The sequence below is a fragment of the Lactobacillus amylolyticus DSM 11664 genome, from assembly GCF_000178475.1.
In the GTDB taxonomy this organism is placed as follows: domain Bacteria; phylum Bacillota; class Bacilli; order Lactobacillales; family Lactobacillaceae; genus Lactobacillus; species Lactobacillus amylolyticus.
The window spans coordinates 1-4,379 of sequence record NZ_ADNY01000028.1 but is presented as its reverse complement, the minus strand read 5'-3'; the positions used below and the strand labels follow the sequence as shown (position 1 = coordinate 4,379).

The following is a 4,379-nucleotide window of genomic DNA, read 5'->3' as shown; positions in this document are numbered from 1 at the left end:
TAACAAAACATTAATAAATTTTATAAAAACTAAATAATTTTCATGAAAGCGTTGTAATACCCCTTGTAAATCTTGTATAATATAAAGCGGATTCATTAGATTGATCTAGAGGAGGAAATAACATGGTAGGAATTGTTTTAGCCAGCCATGGTGGTTTCGCCGATGGTATTGCACAATCTGCACAAATGCTTTTCGGTGAACAAAGCGACTTTGCTCATGTCATTTTGAAACCTGATGAAGGTCCAGATGACATTCGTGGCAAAATGGAAAAAGCAATTGCTTCATTCGATAACCAAGATGAAGTATTGTTTCTTGTCGACCTATGGGGCGGTACGCCATTCAACCAAGCCAACGGACTTCTTGAAAAGCATGCCGACAAATGGGCTATTGTAAGTGGTATGAATTTACCAATGGTAGTACAAGCATTGACCGAAAGAATGACCAATGCTAATGCAACTGCGCATGATATTGCTACTGCTATTGTTGATCCAGCTAAAGATGGTATTAAGACTAAACCAAGTGATTTAATGACTAAGAGTTCAGCTGCACCAGCAAAGGCAGAAGGCAAGAGCTCAGCTCCAAAGAAAGCTATTCCAGAAGGAACTGTGATCGGTGATGGTCATATTAAAATTGTATTGGCTAGAATTGACTCACGTTTACTTCACGGACAAGTAGCTACCGGTTGGATTCCACAATTGCACCCTGATCGTGTAATTGTTGTTTCTGACAGCGTTTCTAAAGATGAGTTGCGTAAGAGTATGATTCGTGAAGCTGCACCTGCAGGTGTTAAAGCTCACGTTGTTCCATTAAAGAAGATGGAAGAAATCGCAAAAGACCCTAGATTTGGTAATACTCACGCACTTCTGTTGTTTGAAAATCCAGAAGACGTTTTACGTGCTATCAAGGGTGGCATTGATCTTAAGACTATTAATGTTGGTTCAATGGCATACAAGGAAGGCGACGTAAACGCCAACAACGTATTATCAATGAACCAAAAGGACGTTGATACTTTCCGCGAACTTGAAAAGTTAGGCGTTAAATTCGATGTACGTAAGGTTCCATCTGATAATCCAGGTAACATGGACGCTATTTTGAACAAAGCACAAAGTTTACTTGATGAACAAAAGAAATAATATTTAGGAGAAAAACAAATGGAATTAAACGCTATACAAATGATTTTGGTAGTGGTTGTTGCCTTTCTTGCTGGTATGGAAGGTATCTTGGATGAATGGCAATTCCACCAACCATTGGTTGCATGTACTTTAATCGGTTTAGTAACCGGTAACTTAACTTTAGGTGTTATGTTAGGCGGTACATTACAAATGATCGCCTTGGGTTGGGCAAACATTGGTGCCGCTGTTGCACCAGATGCTGCTTTGGCTTCAGTTGCTTCAGCTATCATTTTGGTTGAAGGTGGACAAGGAACAAAGGGTATCGGTACTGCTACAGGTGTCGCCATTCCTTTGGCCGTAGCTGGTTTGTTCTTAACTATGATTGTACGTACTATTTCTACTGCTATCGTTCACATTATGGACGCACAAGCTAAGAAAGGCAACTGGCGTATGATCAACTTATGGCAATGGATTGCTATATGTTTGCAAGGTTTGAGAATTGCTATCCCAGCTGCACTTCTTTTAGCTATTCCTTCAAGTGTCGTAAGATCATGGCTTGCAATGATGCCACAATGGTTGAATGAAGGTATGTCTATCGGTGGTGGTATGGTTGTAGCCGTTGGTTATGCAATGGTTATTAACATGATGGCTTCTAAAGAAGTATGGCCATTCTTCGCTATCGGTTTTGCATTAGCCGCAGTTAAAGACTTAACTTTGATTGCCCTTGGTGCTATCGGCTTGTCACTTGCTTTGATGTACTTAGCACTTGAATCAAAGGGTGGCAAAGGTGGTTCTAACTCTGGCAGCGATGACACCGGTGATCCACTCGGCGATATTATTGATGACTATTAAAAAGACGCTTAGAGGAGGATTTTTATAATGGCTGATAAGAAAATTAAATTAACTAAGCGTGATCGCTTTAATGTTATGTTGCACTCACAGTTCCTTCAAGGTTCATGGAACTATGAAAGAATGCAGAACGGTGGTTGGGTCTACTCAATGATCCCAGCACTTAGAAAGTTATATCCAAATAAGAAGGATTTAGTTGCTGCTTTGCAAAGACACTTGGTATTCTTTAACACTCACCCATATTTAGCATCACCAATTCTTGGTGTTACCTTGGCTTTGGAAGAGGATAAAGCCAATGGTGCTCCAGTTGAAGATGAAGCTATTCAAGGTGTTAAGGTTGGTATGATGGGACCTTTAGCCGGTGTTGGTGACCCTGTATTCTGGTACACTGTTCGTCCAATTCTTGGTGCTTTAGGTGCATCAATGGCCGTGAATGGTAATGTCCTTGGTCCTATCTTGTTCTTCTTACTTTGGAACTTAATCAGACTTGCATTCTTATGGTACACACAAGAATTTGGTTACAAGGCTGGTTCTGCTATTACCAGCGACATGTCAGGTGGTTTGCTTCAAAAGGTAACTCGTGGAGCTTCCATGATGGGTATGTTCGTTTTGGGTGCTTTAATTGAACGTTGGGTAAATATTAAATTTACTCCAATCATTTCTCAAACCCCTATTCAAAAGGGTGGTTACATCGAATGGGACAAGCTTCCTGCCGGTGGTAAAGGTATCCAACAAGCTTTGCTTCAATGGAACATGGGCAAAGGTATGTCATTAACTAAGACTAAGACTACTACTTTGCAAGATAACTTGGATTCATTGATTCCTGGTTTAGCTGGTCTTCTTTTAACCTTCCTCTGCATGTGGTTGTTAAAGAAGAAAGTTTCACCAATCTGGATCATCATTGGTATCTTCGTTATCGGTGTTCTCTTCCACGTATGGGGAATTCTTTAATCTAAAATGGTTAAATCAATCAATACGAAAGTCGATCTAGCTGTCGAAGCTACCTGGTTTAGAGGTATTCCGTCTTACGGAAAAGTTATGATCGGCGATAAAGCTTTTGAATTTTATAATGAGCGTAATGTTGGTGACTTCGTTCAAATTCCTTGGGATGAAGTAACTTATGTAGTTGCTGATGTCCATTTCCATGGTAAATATATTCCAAGATTTGAGATCAGAACGAGACAGAATGGAAACTTTATTTTTGCTACAAAAGATCCTAAAAAGTCTCTACGTGCAATTAGAAAGTACGTTCCGGCAAGTCATATGCGAAAATCTCTTTCTTTATGGCAGGGATTAAAACAGCGTTTCACTCGTAGGAAAAAATAAAAATAAGCTCCTTCTGCAAAAGCAGTTGGAGCTTATTTTTTATAATATAATGAAGCTGAAACAGTCATTAGATAGTAAAAGAAATGATCGTGATTTTCATGAAAACGGATTATTTAGCAATTGATGTTGGTGGGACCAATATAAAGTATGGTATTTTAGATCATTCTGGCATCCTGCTGTTCAATGATAAAGTGCCATCAAATTGTCATTGCTTGGATGAATTTTATCAGATTCTAGACAAAATAATTCGGCTTAATTTAAAAAGAATTAAGGGAATAGCAGTCAGTGTACCAGGAAAAGTAGATGTACGAACTGGGACGGTCTATTTTGGTGGCGCTCTTCCTTTTCTCAATGGCGCAACTATTAAGAAAATACTTGAAAATAAATATCATATCCTTGTAGGAGTGGAAAATGACGGCAAATCAGCAGCTTTGGCGGAACTATGGTTAAGGATCACTAAATGATGTTTCAAACAGTGCTGTGATCGTTTTAGGAACGATGGTAGGCGGTGGAATTATTTTAGATCATCATTTGATTCGTGGCAGTCATTTCCAAGCCGGAGAGATTAGTTTTGTTTTAGATCATTTCAGAAGCAGTGGAAGCGGGCAAAACACTATTATTGGCAATACCTGTTCTGCTGTAAAAATGATTGAGCAAATCGCTACCACCCTTGATTTACCTGATAAAAAAGATGGCAAACGCGTTTTTGAAGAAATCATTCATGGAAATCCTCAAGCTGTAGAAATTTTTGAAAATTATTGCTATCAAGTTGCACAGTTAATCATGGATTTGCAAGCCGTTATTGATGTTGAAAAGGTAGCAATTGGCGGTGGGGTAAGTGCTGAGATGATTTTAATTCGTGAGATAAATCGCCAATATGATAAATTGATGTTGGCCAATCCAGTCTTGAGCAAAACATTTACCCGGCCTAAGGTTGTGCAAGCAAAGTTCAGAAATAGTGCCAATCTTTATGGTGCATTATATGCGTTGTTGACACAGTATGATAAAAAGCATAATCAGGTTGATGAAGAACTTAACTTAATCAGATAAAAAAGACGATGACTTAAAAATAATCATCGTCTTTTTTATTAT

6 protein-coding genes are annotated in these 4,379 nt (G+C 38.8%); all 6 read left to right on the top strand.

The window, feature by feature from the left end:
- Nucleotides 1-122: 122 nt before the first annotated feature.
- The 6 genes from HMPREF0493_RS03270 to HMPREF0493_RS09255 all read left to right on the top strand — a co-directional run bounded on the left by HMPREF0493_RS03270 (nt 123) and on the right by HMPREF0493_RS09255 (nt 4,337).
- Nucleotides 123-1,133: a PTS sugar transporter subunit IIB gene (locus HMPREF0493_RS03270; protein WP_006351861.1), complete on the top strand. Its 1,011-nt coding sequence runs from the start codon at nt 123-125 to the stop codon at nt 1,131-1,133.
- 18 nt (nt 1,134-1,151) lie between these two features.
- On the top strand, nt 1,152-1,964 hold the full coding sequence (locus tag HMPREF0493_RS03265; RefSeq protein WP_006351860.1) for a PTS mannose/fructose/sorbose transporter subunit IIC: 813 nt from the start codon (nt 1,152-1,154) through the stop codon (nt 1,962-1,964).
- 27 nt (nt 1,965-1,991) lie between these two features.
- Nucleotides 1,992-2,912, top strand: a complete 921-nt coding sequence (locus tag HMPREF0493_RS03260) for a PTS system mannose/fructose/sorbose family transporter subunit IID (RefSeq protein ID WP_006351859.1) — start codon at nt 1,992-1,994, stop codon at nt 2,910-2,912.
- A 6-nt stretch (nt 2,913-2,918) separates the two neighbouring features.
- Entirely contained in the window at nt 2,919-3,287 is a 369-nt protein-coding gene (locus HMPREF0493_RS03255; RefSeq protein ID WP_006351858.1) for a DUF956 family protein, read from the top strand.
- 98 nt (nt 3,288-3,385) lie between these two features.
- Complete coding sequence (locus HMPREF0493_RS09260) at nt 3,386-3,751, top strand: ROK family protein (protein ID WP_316244706.1); 366 nt, start codon at nt 3,386-3,388, stop codon at nt 3,749-3,751.
- Between the two features lie 16 nt (nt 3,752-3,767).
- The gene (locus tag HMPREF0493_RS09255; protein WP_006351856.1) at nt 3,768-4,337 is read left to right on the top strand and encodes an ROK family protein; all 570 of its coding nucleotides are present in this window, start codon (nt 3,768-3,770) and stop codon (nt 4,335-4,337) included.
- The last annotated feature ends 42 nt before the right edge of the window (nt 4,338-4,379 follow it).